General features: G+C 66.7%; 20 protein-coding genes. 8 read left to right on the top strand and 12 right to left on the bottom strand.

All coding sequences use genetic code 11. The annotated features are described in order from the left end of the window. Nucleotides 1–38 precede the first annotated feature (38 nt). Nucleotides 39–491 (bottom strand): transferase, encoded by a 453-nt coding sequence (locus AC07YR_RS12190; protein WP_494734076.1) that lies wholly within the window; start codon nt 489–491, stop codon nt 39–41. A 224-nt stretch (nt 492–715) separates the two neighbouring features. On the opposite strand from AC07YR_RS12190, the gene AC07YR_RS12185 reads away from it, so the two are divergent. Further along, complete coding sequence (locus tag AC07YR_RS12185) at nt 716–1,549, top strand: SGNH/GDSL hydrolase family protein (RefSeq protein WP_494734082.1); 834 nt, start codon at nt 716–718, stop codon at nt 1,547–1,549. A gap of 68 nt (nt 1,550–1,617) precedes the next feature. After that, nucleotides 1,618–1,794, top strand: coding sequence for a hypothetical protein (locus tag AC07YR_RS12180; protein ID WP_156372376.1), 177 nt, complete (start codon nt 1,618–1,620; stop codon nt 1,792–1,794). Nucleotides 1,795–1,852: 58 nt separating this feature from the next. Here AC07YR_RS12180 and AC07YR_RS12175 read toward each other — a convergent pair whose 3' ends face one another. Both AC07YR_RS12175 and AC07YR_RS12170 read right to left on the bottom strand, forming a co-directional pair. After that, a complete protein-coding gene (locus AC07YR_RS12175) occupies nt 1,853–2,215 on the bottom strand; it encodes a DUF202 domain-containing protein (protein ID WP_055802124.1) in 363 nt (120 codons plus the stop codon). A 2-nt stretch (nt 2,216–2,217) separates the two neighbouring features. Further along, nucleotides 2,218–2,619 carry a YidH family protein gene (locus tag AC07YR_RS12170; RefSeq protein WP_055802121.1) on the bottom strand — a complete coding sequence of 134 codons (402 nt, stop codon included), beginning with the start codon at nt 2,617–2,619 and terminating at the stop codon, nt 2,218–2,220. A gap of 229 nt (nt 2,620–2,848) precedes the next feature. Here AC07YR_RS12170 and AC07YR_RS12165 point away from each other — a divergent pair, with 229 nt between their 5' ends. Continuing rightward, nucleotides 2,849–3,331, top strand: a complete 483-nt coding sequence (locus AC07YR_RS12165; RefSeq protein WP_494734075.1) for a hypothetical protein — start codon at nt 2,849–2,851, stop codon at nt 3,329–3,331. Here AC07YR_RS12165 and AC07YR_RS12160 read toward each other — a convergent pair. Further along, the gene (locus AC07YR_RS12160) at nt 3,328–3,672 is read right to left on the bottom strand and encodes a YegP family protein (RefSeq protein WP_436056250.1); all 345 of its coding nucleotides are present in this window, start codon (nt 3,670–3,672) and stop codon (nt 3,328–3,330) included. The two genes, AC07YR_RS12165 and AC07YR_RS12160, sit on opposite strands and share 4 nt — an antisense overlap. Nucleotides 3,673–3,924: 252 nt before the next feature. On the opposite strand from AC07YR_RS12160, the gene AC07YR_RS12155 reads away from it, so the two are divergent. From AC07YR_RS12155 to AC07YR_RS12135, 5 genes are all read left to right on the top strand, one after another. Then, nucleotides 3,925–4,479: a cysteine hydrolase family protein gene (locus AC07YR_RS12155; protein ID WP_494734074.1), complete on the top strand. Its 555-nt coding sequence runs from the start codon at nt 3,925–3,927 to the stop codon at nt 4,477–4,479. Nucleotides 4,480–4,586: 107 nt separating this feature from the next. Beyond that, nucleotides 4,587–5,690 (top strand): FAD-dependent oxidoreductase, encoded by a 1,104-nt coding sequence (locus AC07YR_RS12150; protein ID WP_494734073.1) that lies wholly within the window; start codon nt 4,587–4,589, stop codon nt 5,688–5,690. Between the two features lie 49 nt (nt 5,691–5,739). Continuing rightward, nucleotides 5,740–6,300 (top strand): hypothetical protein, encoded by a 561-nt coding sequence (locus tag AC07YR_RS12145; protein ID WP_494734072.1) that lies wholly within the window; start codon nt 5,740–5,742, stop codon nt 6,298–6,300. Further along, the gene (locus tag AC07YR_RS12140) at nt 6,297–6,950 is read left to right on the top strand and encodes a DedA family protein (protein ID WP_055802113.1); all 654 of its coding nucleotides are present in this window, start codon (nt 6,297–6,299) and stop codon (nt 6,948–6,950) included. The genes AC07YR_RS12145 and AC07YR_RS12140 overlap by 4 nt, the downstream gene beginning before the upstream one ends. A gap of 13 nt (nt 6,951–6,963) precedes the next feature. After that, nucleotides 6,964–7,920: a ribokinase gene (locus AC07YR_RS12135; protein WP_494734071.1), complete on the top strand. Its 957-nt coding sequence runs from the start codon at nt 6,964–6,966 to the stop codon at nt 7,918–7,920. Nucleotides 7,921–7,996: 76 nt separating this feature from the next. Here the strand turns inward: AC07YR_RS12135 and AC07YR_RS12130 are convergent, their stop codons facing one another. The 8 genes from AC07YR_RS12130 to AC07YR_RS12095 form a co-directional block, all read right to left on the bottom strand. Next, nucleotides 7,997–8,842: a fumarylacetoacetate hydrolase family protein gene (locus AC07YR_RS12130; RefSeq protein ID WP_494734070.1), complete on the bottom strand. Its 846-nt coding sequence runs from the start codon at nt 8,840–8,842 to the stop codon at nt 7,997–7,999. A 2-nt stretch (nt 8,843–8,844) separates the two neighbouring features. Next, nucleotides 8,845–9,630 (bottom strand): 2-keto-4-pentenoate hydratase, encoded by a 786-nt coding sequence (locus AC07YR_RS12125; RefSeq protein ID WP_436056256.1) that lies wholly within the window; start codon nt 9,628–9,630, stop codon nt 8,845–8,847. Nucleotides 9,631–9,728: 98 nt separating this feature from the next. Then, the gene (locus AC07YR_RS12120; protein ID WP_494734069.1) at nt 9,729–11,315 is read right to left on the bottom strand and encodes an aldehyde dehydrogenase (NADP(+)); all 1,587 of its coding nucleotides are present in this window, start codon (nt 11,313–11,315) and stop codon (nt 9,729–9,731) included. 46 nt (nt 11,316–11,361) lie between these two features. Next, nucleotides 11,362–11,778 carry an ester cyclase gene (locus AC07YR_RS12115; RefSeq protein WP_436056258.1) on the bottom strand — a complete coding sequence of 139 codons (417 nt, stop codon included), beginning with the start codon at nt 11,776–11,778 and terminating at the stop codon, nt 11,362–11,364. Next, a complete protein-coding gene (locus AC07YR_RS12110; RefSeq protein ID WP_494734068.1) occupies nt 11,775–12,371 on the bottom strand; it encodes a flavin reductase family protein in 597 nt (198 codons plus the stop codon). Before AC07YR_RS12110 ends, AC07YR_RS12115 begins: the two co-directional genes overlap by 4 nt. A 27-nt stretch (nt 12,372–12,398) precedes the next feature. Further along, nucleotides 12,399–12,914, bottom strand: coding sequence for a flavin reductase family protein (locus tag AC07YR_RS12105; protein ID WP_494734067.1), 516 nt, complete (start codon nt 12,912–12,914; stop codon nt 12,399–12,401). Then, entirely contained in the window at nt 12,911–14,227 is a 1,317-nt protein-coding gene (locus AC07YR_RS12100) for a flavin monoamine oxidase family protein (protein WP_436056261.1), read from the bottom strand. Before AC07YR_RS12100 ends, AC07YR_RS12105 begins: the two co-directional genes overlap by 4 nt. 42 nt (nt 14,228–14,269) lie before the next feature. Continuing rightward, nucleotides 14,270–15,667, bottom strand: a complete 1,398-nt coding sequence (locus AC07YR_RS12095) for an LLM class flavin-dependent oxidoreductase (RefSeq protein WP_436056262.1) — start codon at nt 15,665–15,667, stop codon at nt 14,270–14,272. Nucleotides 15,668–15,892: the final 225 nt, after the last annotated feature.

Raw genomic sequence — 15,892 nt, 5'->3', positions numbered from 1 at the left:
CCCCAGCCCCAGCCTCCACGGCCCCAGCCTCCCGGACGTCAGGCCGCCCTGCGTGCGTTCCGCCCGTCGCTCGGCGTGGACCGCCGTGAAGAGCCCGCGGACGCCCTGGCCCTGGCCCCGACGCGGCTGCCTTGTGCGACGTTGCTGTCGCCATGCAGGCGGACTCCGTGGCCAATCACGGCGCCCGCTCCAATCCGGGAGTGGCTGCCCACGCGGACCCGGTTGCCGATCACAGCGCCCGGCCCCACGTACACGGCATCACCGATCACTACCCGCTGGCCGATTCGCGCCCGCCGGTCGATCCAGCTGCCGCCGCCGATCCGGCAACCTTGCCCCACCTCGGCGCCGGCCTCCACATAGGCCGTGGAACTGATGAAGGACGACTCGTCCACCTCGGCGCCACGCCCGATCAGGCCGCCGCCGTTAGGGTGCCGGTGATAGCTCATGACCTTGCCGGCGTCGTCTTCGACTGTTTCGATTTTCCTGCTCATGACCTTCCTGTCAGTCCGGCGCAACCCAAAGCAACGGACACTGGTTTTAACGCCGGCAACGTGGTGCGCATTCCATTCACAAATGTGGCATTCCGGGCAGTTTTTGGAACATGTGGGGCGCTTCAATGGTTATTCACAGAAAGGGCGCAGGGCTTCCCACAAGGAGGTGCGTGGTGACCACGAATGACAAGGATCTGTCAGGACGCCGGCCCTTCGGCGTTGTCATCAGCAGGGATAACGCGGCGGGTGTCAGCGAGCACCCGTGGCGCCGGTACGTGGCGCTCGGGGATTCGTTTACCGAAGGAGCGGGGGACCCCGACCCCCGGCGCCCCGGCGGAGTGCGGGGCTGGGCCGACCGTGTGGCCGAGGAACTCAGTAACGGCCACCCGGACTTCGCCTACGCGAACCTCGCTGTGCGGGGCCAGCTTTTGGATCAGATCCTGGCACGGCAGGCCGGTCCTGCGCTGGCACTGCAGCCGGACCTGGTCACGCTTTCCGCGGGAGGCAACGACATGGTCTTCCACGGGAGCGACCCGGACAAGTTGGCGGAACGGCTCGACGCCGGCGTGGAGCTGCTGAGCACTTCCGGTGCCAAGCTGGTGGTGTTCACCGGCCCCGACTGGGGGTCCACCCCCGTGCTGGGCCGCAACCGGGCAAAGGTTGCCGTCTTCAACGAAAACATCCGCGCGATCGCCGCAAAGCATGATGCCGTGATCGCTGATCTGTGGGGCCTGCGGGAGCTCAGGGACCCGCTGATGTGGGACCGGGACAGGCTGCATCTGTCACCGCTGGGCCACCACGCCGTGGCGATGAGGGTGCTGGATGCGCTGGGTGTGCAGCACCTGCTGCAGCCGCTGGAGTCCCGCGAACTGCCGCATGGCAACTGGCGCCAGGCCCGCGCCGACGACCTCCAATGGGCCCGGAGCTACCTGCTGCCCTGGGCGTGGCATCGGGTCCGCCGGCCGGCCAAGGTCAGTGAGCCCATCGCGAAGCAGCCTATTGCTGCCCCGGTAACCACTCCGGGGCAGCCCGCGGTTGCCGTCAGGAGTCACGCCTGAGAAGAGCAGCCTTTGGCACCATGGAGTGTCTGCCGCACAGTGTCGGTGGCCTGCCATAAACTCAGCCAGTGGCAGATTTGAGCACCGACGGCAGTGCAAACCAGGTGGTGATCCCGGTACTGGAGGGGCAGACCTGCATTGCCGACCTGCTCCCGGAGTTCAAGGACCTTGCCCGTCTTGCCCTGGCGGAGTGGGCGCCGCAGGACGCCGACGCATCAGCAGGGGGCCAGCAGACCCTCTTCTGAGCGCTGGCGTTCCCCTCGCCGGGAGGTCCCCAAAACCTTCCGTCATGGCTGCCGCGGGTCATGGCTGCAGCGGCAGGAACAGGACGGTGTAGATCCCCAACAGGGCGAGGACGACGACGCTCGCGGCCACCGCCGCCGTCGAACCTATATGCGGTGGCATGGTTTCCCGGTTGATGCCCCGGACGGCACGGTGGAAGCGGTGCTTCTGGGTGAGATTGATGGCCAGGGCCGCAGCGATGGCGCCGCCGACGAGCGTTCCGACGAACCAGCCGTGGTGGGGCAGCCAGCGCAGGAAGACTGCTGCGGCCACCACCATTGCCATGGTGGTGCGGCCCCACGCCAGATCCGTGCGTTCGGGCTGGAGGCCGGAATCGCCGTGCCGGGCTGGATCTCCCGGGGCGGGATCATGCGGGGCAGTCACGGTCAGGCCGGCCGGGCGATCACGAACACCACCATGATGGCAGCCACCAAGGCCCCGCCGATGGCCAGCACGGGGGCGATCAGGGGGAGCGGCAACGGCGTGTTGGAACGCATGGCGCGTTCCACGTTGAGCCACCGGAAGAACGAGCCGCCGCCGATCACCAGTGCCAGCACCAGCAGCAGGACGGCGATGGTCTTGCGCAGCTCGGGACCCAGGAGACCGGCCATAAAGGCTTCGACGGCCACGCCGCCGGCGAGCAGCGCCAGGGATGTCCTGATCCACGCCAGGAAGGTGCGCTCGTTTGCCAGGGTGAACCGGGGGTCGGGTTCGGTGCCGCCACGGAGGAGCCGCGACGCGAGCCGGCCCCTTGCATCCTTCGCTCCGGTATTCGAATTCTCTGGCAACGTTAATCCCTCCGCGCATGGCAGGTCGCAGATGCTCCCTTCTCTTGCCTACCACGTTTCCGGCGGCGGTGTCCCACTCATGCCCGGCGGAGGATCCGACGGTTTTGGCGAACCGTTGGGTAGCGTTGTACGCCGTGAGCATCGAACACAGGGTTATGGGCATTGCGTCGCTATGGTCCGCCATCGTCCTCAGCATGGTGGCGTTGGCTGCACCGGCGGCAGCGGAGCCGTGCCCCGCAGGTCAGGTCCCGGTGACACGCGGCGGCGTCTGCGTCCCGTTGAGTCCGCTGCTTCCCGCACCAGCAACGCCGACGACGGCGGTTCCAACGACGCCAGCCCCCTCGCCCTCGGTGACGTCGGACCCCTCGCAGGGCGGCACCGTTCCGGGTCAGCCGGCCGCAAGCACCCCGACGTCGACCGCCCGGCCGCCTGGACCGGGAACCGAACTGCCGACGATGCGGCAGCAGCCGTCGATGCAACCCTCACGCCCTCGTCGGAATCCGCTGGAGCGCCCGCCCCTGCGGGTTCCGCGCCATCGGCCGAGGCGTCCGCCGGGGTTCCGGCGGGTGCACCTGCACGGCCGCAAACGCCGCCCCGGTCAACCCTGGCAGCGGCCGGCTACTTGCTGACGATCGGCGGAATCCTGCTGCTGGCCTGGGCTGCGGCAGGATTCGCGCTGCACCGCCCTTCGCCCGGGGCGCGCCGGGCCTAGGCCACCCCGGTCAAATGCGGCGTGGCAGTGGCGCGGCGCACCGCGGCGTGCTTGCGGAAGCCGTCAACCGGCACCCGTCGGGGTTCGCACGCTGAAGGTGCCGGTACCGGCAATGCGGCACCCTGCATCACGGAAGCCGGTGCCGGCACCGAACTGCCCGCCGGGCAGAGGTCGCTGATCAGTCCCATTCCCGCGCACTCGCGGACCGCCTCGATGGCCGCGACAGCCGAGGACTTGTCGGGGTAAGCACCGGAAACGGCCAGTTCGGTTCCGTCCGGCGTTGTCAGCCGGAACCGGTACTGCGCCTCTGCATCAAGGAAAACTTCGAACTTGCCGGCCATAACTAATCCTTCCGGTCTGCGGAGCCCGTCCGTTGGCGGCTTCGCCGTGAAACGGGCCGAACGCATCTCTGCGAACATGTTCCGCTGGTCTGGTCGAACGATCAGAATTGATCGGTTCATCAAGTGCTTCAAGTCTGTCGTGGCTCCTTGTAGGCTCACAAGACCGATCAAGTTAAGCCCACGTAAAATGCATGCAACGGATTGCCCTCCCGTGGTCCTTCCGTTGCCTCAGCGCACACCAAGGAGTTCGTTATGACCACATTGTCAGATCGACCCAATACAGCCTTGATGGTGATCGACGTCCAGAACAGCGTGGTGGCCGATGTGCACCAGCGCGACGAGGTGGTGGCCAACATCGGCACGCTCGTGGACAAGGCGCGCAGTGAAGGAGTGCCGATCGTCTGGGTCCAGCACTCGGATGAGCAGCTGGAAAAGGGCAGTGAAGCCTGGGAGTATGTCCCGGAATTGAAGCGCCAGGACCCTGAAGCGCTGGTGCACAAGTCGTTTGCGGACTCGTTCGAGGACACCAACCTGGAAGAGGTGCTGGCCAAAGCCGGAGTGGGGAGACTCGTGGTCGCAGGCGCGCAGACGGATGAATGCATCCGGTCCACGATCCACGGCGCCTTTGTCCGCGGCTATGACGTGACGCTCGTCGGTGATGCACACACCACGGAGGACCAGAGCGAATGGGGCGCGCCGCCGCCGGACAAGGTCATCGCGCACACCAACCTGTACTGGAAATACCACACGGCGCCCGGGCGGACGGCTGCCGTGGAGGACACCAAGGATGTGACCTTCAAGGACTGAGCTGGTCGCCGTCAGCCCCGCGTGCGAGCCACTGGTCCAATTGGCAGAATAGGAACCCGTAACAGGCCTCACGAAGAGGCTGCGGGATTGAGTTGGGTGGAGCTTTGGTGGACGTTGACGTCGTTGTAGTTGGCGGAGGGGCAATGGGATCCGCTGCAGCGTGGCAGCTTGCCCGCCGCGGGCATTCGGTCAGGCTCCTGGAACAGTTCGAGCAGGGGCACCACATCGGCGCCTCCCATGGCGCAACCCGGAATTTCAACATGGCCTACGCGGAGGCTGACTACCTGGATCTGGTCACCGAGGCCAAGGATCTTTGGGACGAGCTTGCCGCTGAAACGGGCAGGCAGCTCCTGGACCTTGTGGGCCTGGTGAACCACGGCAACGTCCGCCGGCTGCAGGAGGTCCGGTCGTCGCATGCCCAGAGGGGCATAGAAAGCCACTTCATCTCCGCCTCGGAAGCGGCGGACCGCTGGCGGGGCATGAACTTCCGGAGCGACGTGCTGGTGGTTCCGGGCTCCGGCCGGGTCCGCGCCGGGGAGGCGCTGCTGGCGCTGCGCCAGGCCGCAGAGGCGCATGGCGCCCGCTTTGAGTACTCGACGCCGGTCCGCGACATCCGCGTCGCCGGTGACGACCGCGCCGTCGTCGTTATTGACTCCGGCGAGATCACCGCGCGACGCGTTGTGGTCACGGCCGGCGCGTGGACCACCAAGCTTGCGGGGAGCCTGGTCCGGCTCCCGAGGCTCGTGGTCACGCAGGAGCAGCCGGCGCATTTCACGCCGCTGGATGACTCGCTGGAGTGGCCCAGTTTCAACCACAACCCCGACCCGGACGATCCCCGCGACGCGTACTGGTACAGCCCGGTCTACGGAATGCTCACTCCGGGCGAGGGCATCAAGGCAGGCTGGCACGGCGTGGGGCCCGTGACGGATCCGGACGCGCGGACCTTCACCCCCGAACCTGCGCAGCTGGAGGCGCTGGTCCGTTACGTCGGGGACTGGCTGCCGGGCGTGGATGCGGGTTCGGCGGTTCCGATCAGCTGCACGTACACCAGCACCGCGAATGAGGACTTCGTGCTGGACCGTTTCGGGCCGGTGGTGGTGGGGGCCGGTTTCTCCGGACACGGGTTCAAGTTCACACCGGCGATTGGCCGGGTGCTTGCAGACCTGGCCGACGGCGGCAGCGCCCCGGCGAGGTTCTCGGCCCGGCGCTAGGCATCGGTTGGCAGGCCGGATTCCGCCGGAGCGGGTAGCGTTGGCTGACATGCGTAACGGTCGACTGATTCCATGCATCCTCGCGGTGCTGTCCGTCGTGGCTGCCTGCCTCCTGGCTTTCGCTGTGTCCGCTAGTGCCGCACCCTGCGCGGACAAGAAGGGTCCTGCTGCCGACGCCGACTCCTGCGTTTCCGGCGGGCCGCCCTCCCGGACGCCCGCTTCTTCGCCGACTGCCCCGGCCGGACCCGCCTCCGGGACCGCTCAGGACGGCACCGGTCCCGGCGAAGCGCAACCCGTCGTCACGGGTTCGGGCGAGGAAGATATGCCGTTACAGGAAACCATCGCCGGCCAGGAACCAGAGCCAGCCCCCGCAGTGTCTTCCGGATCGCCGTCCCGCGCGGGCATGGCCGCCTCGCAGGCAGGATCGGCACCGCCGTCGCCGTCCCGCTCAGCCCGAACGTTAACGGCGGCACCGTCCGATTCCGGCGGGGTTGAGGCGGGGACTGTTCCCGTGGCCGGATACCTGATTGCCATCGGCGGCGGGCTGCTCCTGATTTCCTCAGCCTTCGGTTTTATGAGGTTCCGTCCCGGCGCCCAGGTCCAGCCATGATGCCCGCAAACGCTGTGGATGAGCTCACCGGAATAGCCGGCTTCGCCGCGCGGGGCATCGATTCGCTGGGGGAATGGGGCGTCGGGCTCTTCACCTTTGCTGAAACCATCATCCCGCCTATTCCCAGCGAGGTCATCCTGCCGCTGGCGGGCTTCCTCACCAAGCAGGGGAGCATGGTCCTGGCGCTCGTCTTCATCACCAGCACGCTCGGCGCGTACGCCGGTGCCTTACTGCTGTACTGGCTGGGTGCCAAACTGGGTTTGGAACGGGCAATCACGGGCCTGTCCCGGCTTCCGCTGATGGACCGCGAGGACTTCGAAAAGGCCGCGGACTGGTTCCAGCGCCACGGAAAGTCGGCGGTGTTCTTCGGCCGGTTCCTGCCGGGGGTGCGCAGCCTGATTTCGTTGCCTGCCGGTGCCAAGAAAATGAACCTGGCCACTTTCAGCATTTTCACCATTGCAGGGAGCGGTCTCTGGAACGCGCTGCTGATCAGCCTTGGCGTGCTGCTCGGAGCCCAATACCGGCTCATAGAGGACTACTCCAAATACCTCAATTACGCCGTCTATGCCGCACTGGCTGCCACAATTGCATGGCTGTCGGTCCGGGCCTACCGGCGGCAGCGCGAACGCGTGGATCAGAACGAATCGTAGGGGAGTGGCTGGAATGGGCACGGAAGCGCACGGCCGGATCGTCGTCGTCGGCTCCCTCAATGCCGACCTGACCATCTACTGCGAACGGCTCCCGCGTCCGGGCGAGACGGTCCACGGCACCGGGTTCGCCGTCAACCCCGGGGGCAAGAGCGCCAACCAGGCTGTGGCGGCCAGCCTGCTGGGCGGGGCAGTCAGCCTCATCGGCGCCGTGGGGGACGACTCCAACGGCGAAATGCTCCTGGCCTCCACCGCCGGCGCCGGTGTGGACATCTCGCACGTACGCATCTCAGAGTCCGCTGCCACCGGAGTCGCCGTCATCGCGGTGGATGCACACGGTGAGAACAACATCATCATCTCCGCCGGGGCCAACGGTACCCTTGCACCCGCCGACGTCGCGGCGTCCGCGGACGCGTTCGACGGCGCCTCCGTGGTCTGCCTCTGCCTTGAGGTCAGCCTGGATACCGTTGAAGCCGCTGCCCGAACAGGGCACGACGCCGGCGCGACAGTTTTGCTGAACCTTTCGCCTTACGGCGAGATCCCGCAGGCCTTGGCGGATGTGTGCGATGTGCTGCTGGTCAATGCGCACGAGGCGTCGCTGGTTCTCGGGCAGGATGTTCCTGTGGCGGACGCGGACGACGCCGGCTGGGACCAGATCCGGAAAAGGTTCGCCGAACGCGGGCTGCAGCGGGTGGTGGTCACCCTCGGCTCCAGCGGCTCGGTGGTTCTTGACTCGCTGGCCGCCGGAGCGGACCGCGTCACCCGGATCGCGCCGGTCACGGTCCATGCCGTGGACACCACGGGAGCCGGCGACGCGTTCACCGGCGCCATGGCTGCGCGGCTCGCGGCCGGTGAGCCGCTGGCCGAAGCCGCAGCCTTCGCCTCAGCGGCGGCGGCGCTTGCCGCCACACGCAAGGGCACGCAGGCTGCGTACGCCGACGTGGAGCGGCTGCGGCGGTCTGCACGAGGCTGACGGAAGCGGGCCGCCGGTCCGATAAGGTCCGGCGCCGGACCTTATCGGTCCGGCGGCCCGCTGACTCCTATTGCCGCTACTGCATGGTGTGCCGCATCTCGCCGACGCCGCGCACATAGGTGACCAGTTCGTCCCCCAGTTTGAGGAAGCGCTGCGGCACCCGGCCAACGCCCACCCCGGGAGGCGTGCCGGTAAAGATCACGTCTCCGGGCAGCAGCGGCGTCACCTGGGAAAGCCGGGCGATGATCTCCGGCACCGGGAACACCATGTCAGCGGTGTTCCCCTTCTGGACTTCGTCGCCGTTGATCGAACAGCCCAGTTCGATGCGGTCCGGGTCATCAAACTCATCAGGAGTCACCAGCAGCGGCCCGATGGGTCCAAACCCGGGAAACGACTTGGCCAGGCTGTACTGCGGCGCCGGCCCTGTCTGCTGCAGCGTGCGCTCCGAGAGGTCCTGTCCCACGGACAGGCCCGCCACATGCTTCCACGCCTCCTCAACGGGGATGCGGGTCCCGCCCCGGCCGATGACGACGACGAGTTCGACCTCCCAGTCCACCGTGCCCTGCGGGAGGACGATGGTCCCGTGCGGACCAGTCAGGGACGTCACGAACTTCGTGAACACCGTGAGGTCATCGGGTACCTCCAGCGCGGCCTCGGCGGCGTGCGCCGCGTAGTTCAGCCCGATGGCAAACACCTGCCGGGGCTGCGGCGCGGGATTTCCAAAGGACGACGGCGGCACGTCGGCCAGCGGGGTTCCGCTCCATTGCTCCAGCGTGAAGGCGACGCTGCGAAGCTCCGGCCAGCGCTCGTAGCAGTCCTGGATCCGCGGGCTGAAATGTCCGCCGGTTTCCATCGAAACATCGATGACGTGGTCATCGGGGGTGACGAGGTGGAGGCGTCCGGAAATGTTGGCCAGGCGCATGATCAGGCCGAAACGTCGAACTCGACCGTGCCCCAGCCCTCGAACGTTCCGGACCAGCGGCCGGCCTCGTTCATCGGTACGGCCTGGAGGCAGCTGCCGGGAAGGATGACCTGGCCCGCTTCAAACTCGACGTCGTAGTCGGCAAGGCGGTTGACCAGCCAGGCGACGGCGGCGAGGGGGTTTCCCAGGATGTTGCCGGTGGTCCCTGCGATGACTTCGCGGTGGTTGAAGGTCAGGACTCCGCGGGTGTCCCGCAGGTTCAGGTCGGTGACCTTGCGGGGTGTGCCGCCCAGGATGACGGCGCCGGTGGAGCCGTTGTCCGCCAGGGTGTCCGGCAGCCCGATGGCCCAGTCCTTCACGCGCGAGTCGATGATCTCGATGGCGGGCAGCGCGTAGTCGACGGCGTTGATGACGTCCGCGATCGTGGTGTTCCGGCCGCCCAGGCGTGAGCGGAGCACGAAGGCGGGTTCGAGTTCCACGTAGGGTGCGATGAAGTTGTCCCGCTGGAGGGTGGCGCCCTCGAATTCGAAGATGCCTGCCAGCAGGTGGCCGTAGTCCGGCTGGTCCAGGCCGAAGGCGTCCTGCATGACCTTGGCGATGTTGCCGAGCTTGTAGCCGACGAGCCGGTCCCCTCCGGTGACGGCGTGGTCAACGTTGATTTTCTGGACCTGGAATGCGCCGTCGGCGTCCAGCGCGGGCCAGGTTTCCGTGGGCGCAGGTACGGGCTGTCCCTGCAGCCGGGCGGTGCGGAGCGTGCCGGCGACGTCTTCAAGCGTGATGGTGGACATGGTTTCCTCAAATTTCAATGGTTGGGGATCCGGCCCCGGGCGACTCGTGCAAGAGAGGCATGCCCGGGGCCGGAAGTTGCGGGGTTTTGGCGCCGGGCCTAGTGCTGTTCCGGCTTGCCGTCGATGAGGCGGTTGACGTTCCACGGGTTGGCGTCCTGCAGCGGCGCGGGCCGCAGTTGCTCAGGGAACCCCTGATAGGCCACGGGGCGGAGGAACCGTTCAATGGCCAGGGTTCCCACCGACGTCGTTCTTGAATCGGAGGTGGCGGGGTACGGGCCGCCGTGGACCATGGCGTGGCCCACTTCGACGCCGGTGGGCCATCCGTTGATGATGATGCGGCCCACCTTGCGTTCCAATGCCGGGATGAGCGGTGCGGCCGCGGCGTAGTCTTCCTCGGTGACGTGCAGCGAGGCTGTAAGTTGGCCGTCGAGCTTGCCGGTTGCTTCAACCAGGTCATCGACGCCCTTGTAGCGGACCACCAGGCTGGCCGCGCCGAAGATTTCCTCGTGGAGCACCGGGTTGCCGGTGAAGACGTCCAGTTCGGAACTGAAGACCGCCGGTGCGGGTGCGTTCTCGCCGGGGCCCTGATGACCCCGGCCGAGGAGTTCGACGTCGGCAGCGGCCTCGAGTGCGTCGTGGCCGTGGTGCCAGGCCGAGGCGATCCCGCCGCTGAGCATGGTCTGCCCGGACAACGGGGTGATTTCGCCGGCGACGGCCACAGCGAACCGGTCGCCCGCCTCACCTGAGGGGACGAAGACCAGTCCCGGGGAGGTGCAGAGCTGCCCGGAACTGCCCGTCACCGAGGCGACGTACTGCCTGGCCAGCGCCTCGACGTCCTTGGTGCCGGACAGGGCTCCGGGAAAGACGTAGACCGGGTTGATCGAGGACATTTCGGCATAGACCGGGATGGGCTCGGGCCGGGCCGCGGCGGTGCGCATCAGTGCGGTGCCGCCGGCGCGGGATCCGGTGAACCCCACGGCCTTGATGTTCGGGTCTGCCACCAATGCCTGGCCGATGCTGGCACCGGAACCGTAGACCAGGGAAAACACGCCCGGATGCAGGCCCAAATCGCGGACGGCGTTGACGATGGCCTGGCCCACGAGTTCGGCAGTGCCGGGGTGGGCGTTGTGGGCCTTGACCACCACGGGGCAGCCTGCCGCAAACGCTGACGCGGTGTCGCCCCCGGCCACGGAGAAGGCCAGCGGGAAATTGCTGGCGCCGAAAACAGCCACCGGACCTAGGGGAATCTGGCGCTGCCGGATGTCGGCCCGGGGGAGCGGTGCCCGGTCCGGCAAAGCGGGATCGATGCGGACGCCGCGGAAATCGCCCCCGCGCACCACCTCTGCGAACAGCCGCAGCTGGCCGGCAGTGCGGGCGCGTTCGCCGCGGAGGCGGTCCACGCCGAGGCCGGTTTCGGCGGATGCCCGCTCGATGAGCTCCTCGCCGATCGCTTCGATGTTTTCGGCAATGGCGTCCAGGAACCGGGCGTGCTGTCCGGGTTCGAGGGTGCTGAACGAGTCAAAGGCGTCCGCGGCGGCTTCGGTGGCCGTCCGCAGCTGGTCGTCGCTGATCAGGGTGTACGCCGGTTCCAGCTGCTCGCTGGTTGCCGGGTTGATTCCATGGGCGGTTCCGCTGGTTCCCGCGGCGGGGTGCCCTGCGATGAGGGAATGTCCGTTAAGTGTCATGATGGCGCCCTCCTGGGCGGTAAGAAGTTGGTGGGAGAGGTCCTGGTCAGGCGTTGCCGGGGCCCAGGTGCCAGATCCCGAGTGCGGAGAGGAGTTCGCGGGGGTCCCAGACCACCCATTCCTCGGCCAGCTTGTCGCCGTCGAAACGGAGGAAGGACGCGCCGGAGACGGTGATGGTGCGTCCGGTGGCGGGTACGTCCATGAACTCGCCTTGATGCGTTCCCTTGGTCTGCCAGTGAATGGCAGCGGTGGCACCGTCCTCGAGGATGTGCAGGATCTCCGTGGTGGTGTCGGGGAAGGCTGCGTGGGTGGCCTCAATGGTCTTCCGCAGGGTGGCGTAGTCTTCACTGCCGGACTTGGACCTGCGGACATAATCCGGTGCGAGCATCTGCTCGAAGGCGGTCAGGTCGCCGTCGCCCCATGCGCTGTTCCAAGCCCTGAGGATGGTCTGCTGGCGGCTCATGATGCGCTCCTTGCCGGTGCTGATGCGGGTACGGATGTCGGTGCTGCCTGTTCGGCGGGTGCGGGAATCTCGATGGGAAGGTACTGGCCGAACTTGCCGGCCCGGAAGAGCAGCGCATCGCCGTTCCCTTCCTTCATGCCGGTCACGGCACCCACCACCATGTAGTGGTCTCCCACGACAACCTCGGCCGTCACCAGGCAGTCGATGTAGGCGGTGGCGCCGTCCAGGTGCGGGGTGCCGAGGGGGCCCGCGGTGCAGGGCAGGCCCTCGAACTTCTGCGGTCCCTTGCGGGACAGCGACCGGCAGATGTTGATCTGGTCATCGGACAGGATGTTGGCGGTGAACTTCTGCAGCTTGCGCAGCTTGGGCCAGCTGGAGGAGGACTTGTCCACGCAGAACATGACCAGCGGCGGATCCAGCGAGAGTGACTGGAAGGTGCCGACCACCAGGCCGAGCTTCTCGTCGTCGTCATTGATGCCGGTGATGGCAGTGACTCCCGTGGGGAGTTTGCCCAGGACCTGGCGGTAGTAGGCGGGTGTGATGTCTGCTGTTTTGTCTGCCAGAGCAGTGGTGCTGGCTGGGGTGATATCCATGTCTGGGTTTCCTTACATCAAGGCGTATCAGGCGGCTTCGCGGAAGCTGCCGAAGCGGCCGCCGTGGAAGATGAGCGGGGTGGAAGCCCGCTCAGCGGGAGTCATGTCCAGCACGCTGGCGATGACGACGACGTGGTCTCCGGCGGTGAACTGCTGTTCAACCCGGCAGTCGAACCAGGCCAGGGAGCCGTGCAGGTGCGGGGTGCCCCAGCCGGACTCGGACCAGCCAACAGAGCTGAGTTTGTCCTCGCCTTTGGCGGACAGTGCGCGGCACACCTGCTGCTGGTCCTCGGCGAGCAGGCTGATGCTGAAGGTTGCGGCCTCGGAGATCTTCGGCCAGCTGGTGGAGCTGTGCATGACGCTGAACGTCACCAGCGCCGGCTCCATGGACAGGGAGGCGAACGTGCCCACGATCATGCCGTTCTGGATGCCGGTCACCGAATCGGTGGAGCAGACGGCCGCTACACCTGTTGGCAGGTGCCGCATGACGGCGCGGTAGCGGTCGGAGTCGATGGTCCTGGGGGCCATGGCGGTGGCGGTCATGACTGTCCTTCCGGTGCGGCGGCCTTCAGCTCTGCGTGGATGTTGCGGCCTGCCCGGAGGCCGCTTTCAATGGCGCCGTCGAAGAAGCCCGCCCAGATGTTCGCGGTGTCGCTGCTGGCGAAGTGGAGGGCTCCTTCACTGGCCTGCTGCGCTTGGTGGTACTTGGTGAGCTGGCCGGGGCGCTGGATCTGCCAGGTTTCCTCCGCGTAGGGGTCTTCACCCCATTTGTGACCGGTGACCTCGAGGACTTCCAGGTCATCGCGCCAGACCTTGATGGCGTCCTGGATCTGCCGGGGATCGGTGACGTCGATGCGGTTTGCGTCGGCGCCGAAGCCCACCAGTACCGCGTCGTCTTCGCCGACGAACTCGGTGCGGATCACCGAGAGGGGCTTGTCCTGGGCGGAGTATGCGAAGAACGGCTTGATGGGGCCCTTGACCCGGATCCAGGCCTTGACGCCCTGTGACGCGGTCTTTTCCCGGCTGGCAGCGAGCTTGCCGTCCGAGAGTGCGGGCTCGACGTCGAGCTTGTGCAGGATGTTCTGCGGCAGGGTGATGACCACTTTCCTGGCCAGGATTTCCCGGCCGTCGCCGTAGCTGACGGTGGCACCGTCGGCGTGGTGGCGGACCGCGGTGACCGGGGTGTTGAGGCGGATGTCCGCGTTGGTGTCCTCGGCGATGGCGGTCACCAGGGTGTCGTTCCCGTTCGTCAGGCGGTAGATCGCGGAGGCTTCGTGCATCAGGTGCCAGTGTCCGGAGGACCCGGCGGTCCAACGCAGGGCGTTGACGTAGGCGCACTGGTCCAGGGGTGCGTTGAAGTGGCCCACCCAGGCGGCCTCGTTCGCGTTCCGTTCGTCCTCGGAGAGGTCCAGCTTGTCCAGCATTTCCTGCAGGTTGTACTGGTCGGCCTCGGCCAGGTTCTCTACCGTCAGCGGTGCGTCAGGGCGCGGCAGCCACTTCATGGTGTCTTCCAGCAGCCGGGTCATGCCCGGATCGATCAGCTTCATGAAGTCGTCCAGGTTGCCGCGGCGCACTTCATTGCCGGCCAGCCAGTAGGTTTCTTCCGAGCGCGGCCCGCGTGAGACCTCCAGCCCGTAGCGGGTGACCTCGGCCCAGACGTGCGGCTGGGTCCAGTGCAGCCAGTTTCCGCCGAGCTCCAGCTTCCGGCCCAGGCGGTTCTCTGTCCACAACCGGCCGCCCAGTCGCTCGCGGGCTTCCAGGACGACCACCTTGTGGCCGCGGTTGCCGAGTTCGCGGGCAGTGATGAGGCCGGCCAGCCCGGCACCGATGACGACGACGTCAGTTTGTTCAGTCATTGAAGGATCCTTTGGTGATAATTCCGTTGATGGCGGCCGCGTTTAGCGGGCAGCGTCGCTGAGGTGAGCGGCGCGCTGTGCCGTGGCCGGGTGGCCGGCCAGGGTGTATTTCTGGCCGAAGAGCTTTTCGCGCAGGGTGACGGGTTCCTGGTCTCCGCTGCGTTCCGGGGCGATGATCCCCTGGGCGCGGAGTTCCGGGAGTGCCAGCTCGATGAAGTCTTCCCAGCTGCCCGGCTTGGTGGTGTAGCTGAGGTTGATGCCGTCGATGTCTGCCTCGTCGCGCCAGCGGCGCAGTTCGGCGGCCACGGTTTCCGGGGAACCGATAATGGTGGATCCGGTGCCGCCGACGGCGAGGAATTCTGCGATCTGGCGCGGCGTCCAGTCCCGGTCCGGGTCCGCTTTGGAGAACATGTCCACCATGGACTGCCCTGCCTTGGTGCCTACGGACCGCAGGGGAGTGTCCAGTTCGTATTCGGACATGTCTATGCCGGTCCAGCCGCTGAAGCGGGCCAGGATGCCTTCGACCGGGGCGGTTTCAACGGCGCTGCGGTACTTCGCCTGGGCTTCCTCGTCGGTGGGCGCGACGACGACGGTGAGCAGGACGACGATCTTGACGTCCCGGGGATCACGGCCGGCGTCCGCCACGGCCTGGCGGAGCTTGTCGACTGACCGCCTGGTGCCTTCCACCGACGTGCCCTGGAGGAAGACCACTTCGGCGTGCTTGCCGCCGAACTCCATGCCCCTTGAGGAAGCGCCGGCCTGGAACAGGACCGGGGTGCGCTGCGGGGAAGGCTCGCAGAGGTGGAAACCGGGCACCGTGAAGTGCTGGCCGGAGTGGTTGATCGGGTGCACCTTCGCCGGGTCGACATAGGTGGCGGATTCGGCGTCGCGGACCACGGCGTCCTCCTCGAAGGAACCCTCCCAGAGCTTGTACACGACGTCCATGTACTCGTCGGCCAGGTCGTAACGTTCGGCCGGGGTGAGCTGTTGCTGCTTGCCAAGGTTGCGGGCAGCGGCCTCCGAGTAGGACGTCACGATGTTCCAGCCCACGCGGCCTGCTGTGAGGTGGTCCAGTGAGCTGAACTTACGGGCCAGCAGGTAGGGCGGCTCATACGTCGCCGACACCGTCACCCCGAAGGTCAGGTGCCTGGTGACGGCGGCCATGCCGCTGATCAGTACGGTCGGGTCGTTGATCGGGAACTGCGCGGCATCGCGAAGGGCGGCATCGCCGTTTCCGCGGTAGACGTCGTGGTAGCCCACGTTGTCGGCGAAGAAGATCCCGTCGAACCCGGCCTTTTCCAGCTTCTGTGCGATGCCGGTCCAGTACTGCAGGTCGGTGTATCGGTAGCCCTGGTCCCCGTCGTTCCGCCAGGACCCGGAGGTCAGGTGTGAGGGGGCGAAGACGTCAAAGGCGAAAAGGCTGAGAGGTTCGTTTTTCATGGCAGCGGTACTTCCTTGGACTCGTGCCGAATACGGCGACAAATTTCAGTTTGACGTTCATTAAATGAACACTGCGTTCAATTTAGAATGTAACTCAGCTCACTGTCAAGGGTTCATTTTTCGTTCTTCACGTTGCGGATCGCCTATTGACATGGAATGTGGCGCATGCCATATTTTTGACCATGGCGTTCGAAAAGTGAACGAACCAGGACATGGCTCCCAACG

It is taken from the genome of Arthrobacter sp. GW460-12-1-14-TSB2 (assembly GCF_059423525.1).
The sequence above is the reverse complement of the archived record's forward strand: the minus strand, read 5'-3'. Positions and strand labels throughout refer to the sequence as shown.

What these genes read in the sequence shown, in the direction of transcription:
- AC07YR_RS12190 (WP_494734076.1), bottom strand. Translation starts at nt 491, where the DNA reads ATGAGCAGGAAAATCGAAACAGTCGAAGACGACGCCGGCAAGGTCATG.
- AC07YR_RS12160 (WP_436056250.1), bottom strand. Translation starts at nt 3,672, where the DNA reads ATGGCCGGCAAGTTCGAAGTTTTCCTTGATGCAGAGGCGCAGTACCGG.
- AC07YR_RS12155 (WP_494734074.1), top strand. Translation starts at nt 3,925, where the DNA reads ATGACCACATTGTCAGATCGACCCAATACAGCCTTGATGGTGATCGAC.
- AC07YR_RS12145 (WP_494734072.1), top strand. Translation starts at nt 5,740, where the DNA reads ATGCGTAACGGTCGACTGATTCCATGCATCCTCGCGGTGCTGTCCGTC.
- AC07YR_RS12140 (WP_055802113.1), top strand. Translation starts at nt 6,297, where the DNA reads ATGATGCCCGCAAACGCTGTGGATGAGCTCACCGGAATAGCCGGCTTC.
- AC07YR_RS12135 (WP_494734071.1), top strand. Translation starts at nt 6,964, where the DNA reads ATGGGCACGGAAGCGCACGGCCGGATCGTCGTCGTCGGCTCCCTCAAT.
- AC07YR_RS12130 (WP_494734070.1), bottom strand. Translation starts at nt 8,842, where the DNA reads ATGCGCCTGGCCAACATTTCCGGACGCCTCCACCTCGTCACCCCCGAT.
- AC07YR_RS12125 (WP_436056256.1), bottom strand. Translation starts at nt 9,630, where the DNA reads ATGTCCACCATCACGCTTGAAGACGTCGCCGGCACGCTCCGCACCGCC.
- AC07YR_RS12120 (WP_494734069.1), bottom strand. Translation starts at nt 11,315, where the DNA reads ATGACACTTAACGGACATTCCCTCATCGCAGGGCACCCCGCCGCGGGA.
- AC07YR_RS12115 (WP_436056258.1), bottom strand. Translation starts at nt 11,778, where the DNA reads ATGAGCCGCCAGCAGACCATCCTCAGGGCTTGGAACAGCGCATGGGGC.
- AC07YR_RS12110 (WP_494734068.1), bottom strand. Translation starts at nt 12,371, where the DNA reads ATGGATATCACCCCAGCCAGCACCACTGCTCTGGCAGACAAAACAGCA.
- AC07YR_RS12105 (WP_494734067.1), bottom strand. Translation starts at nt 12,914, where the DNA reads ATGACCGCCACCGCCATGGCCCCCAGGACCATCGACTCCGACCGCTAC.
- AC07YR_RS12100 (WP_436056261.1), bottom strand. Translation starts at nt 14,227, where the DNA reads ATGACTGAACAAACTGACGTCGTCGTCATCGGTGCCGGGCTGGCCGGC.
- AC07YR_RS12095 (WP_436056262.1), bottom strand. Translation starts at nt 15,667, where the DNA reads ATGAAAAACGAACCTCTCAGCCTTTTCGCCTTTGACGTCTTCGCCCCC.